The sequence below is a fragment of the Bacillus sp. 05T31 genome, assembly GCF_056396725.1.
Genome location: NZ_JBFTMA010000937.1, coordinates 1 through 1,314 on the forward strand (window position 1 = coordinate 1; position 1,314 = coordinate 1,314).

Below are 1,314 nucleotides of genomic sequence, written 5' to 3' on the forward strand. Positions count from 1 at the left end.
ATGCTTCGGTTCACTTGATACGAATTCAACCGTAAATGGAGCCCCTTCTTCTATCGCTCTTCTCAATACCTCAAAAGGCGCAAAGGAAACAAGCTCTCCGAAGCCGTCAAACAATACAATTTGTATTTTCATTTTTAGAACACCTCATATGCTTTGTTTTATAAATCCCAAAAGAGAAGAAATGTTATCTACAAATTAACAATGAAGATAACCTTTCTCCYCTTACTCTATAAACTTTCAAATGTTCCTCTAATTCTCTCCCGTCACCTAATAGACTCATCGTCTTTTTAACGAAGTTCCAATTTAAACTACCGGATAACCATAGCAACGAAGAAAGTCTTTTATACTCATTTGAAGTTAAAATGTTACTAGCTTTATACCCTTCTAAAAATGCTCTAGCAACTTCCGGACATACTACATGTGACTCTATTCCTTTCGTTCGAGAGTACCATTTTATTAAAAAGGCTAATCCTTCAATGCGATCTACATATCCAATCGATTCAAAATCTATAATTCCTTTTACACATTGATTTGAGTTCCATCTGAYATTTAAAGGATTTAAATCTGTTTGTACAATAAACTCCAAATCATTCGTATGTGCGCATACTATATGGTACTTAGCGAGCTCTATATACCCTGGAAATTCCTTACATGTACCGCCCTTATTTTCTAATAGCTTTATAAACTCACCATATCCATCTAAATGAGATTTCTTTTGAAAAGTCGAGCTTTGAAATGTACTAGAAATATCATGTATCTTTCTTGCTTCCTTTCCAAAGACTTCTACCATAATTTCTGTACAATGTGTAATATGTTCCCCTTCAATCCAAGTAGACAATACAAACCGGTACTGTTCACCATTCCAAGTAACAAATGTAAATGACTCTCCCGCCATATTCTCCTTAATCTGCATAAATGGTATTCCATGCTCTCGTAAATAATACGTAAACCGTACTTGCTCTTTCAATTGTTCATTTGATAACGTCCCAAAGGCCGGATTGATTGTTCGATCGCTATTTATAAACCGTGCGGAATACCGATTCCCATTCACCATGATTTTATAATGCAAATCTGTATGCCAACTGTCCTTATGTAATTCTTCTTCCACTAGTAGTGAATGAATTTCTTTAAAATAATTTATTAATACGTCTTTTATTATGTGTTTCATACTATTCTCCTTTCATGTGAAAAAATTTTTATTGCACACTATTTTTTATGATTACTATCTCGATTACTCTAAAAACCCAAATTTTATTCATTGTTAATTATCAATAGTGTTTTATATATATAAATTTAATAGAGGCGGACTACTAT

1 protein-coding gene and 1 pseudogene are annotated in these 1,314 nt (G+C 33.2%); both read right to left on the reverse strand.

What is annotated here, in order from left to right; genetic code table 11:
- Nucleotides 1-132: pseudogene (locus AC1DJR_RS30085) on the reverse strand (DJ-1/PfpI family protein); the annotation flags it as partial.
- A gap of 52 nt (nt 133-184) precedes the next feature.
- Nucleotides 185-1,168, reverse strand: a complete 984-nt coding sequence (locus tag AC1DJR_RS30090) for a phosphotransferase (protein ID WP_477004267.1) — start codon at nt 1,166-1,168, stop codon at nt 185-187.
- Nucleotides 1,169-1,314: the final 146 nt, after the last annotated feature.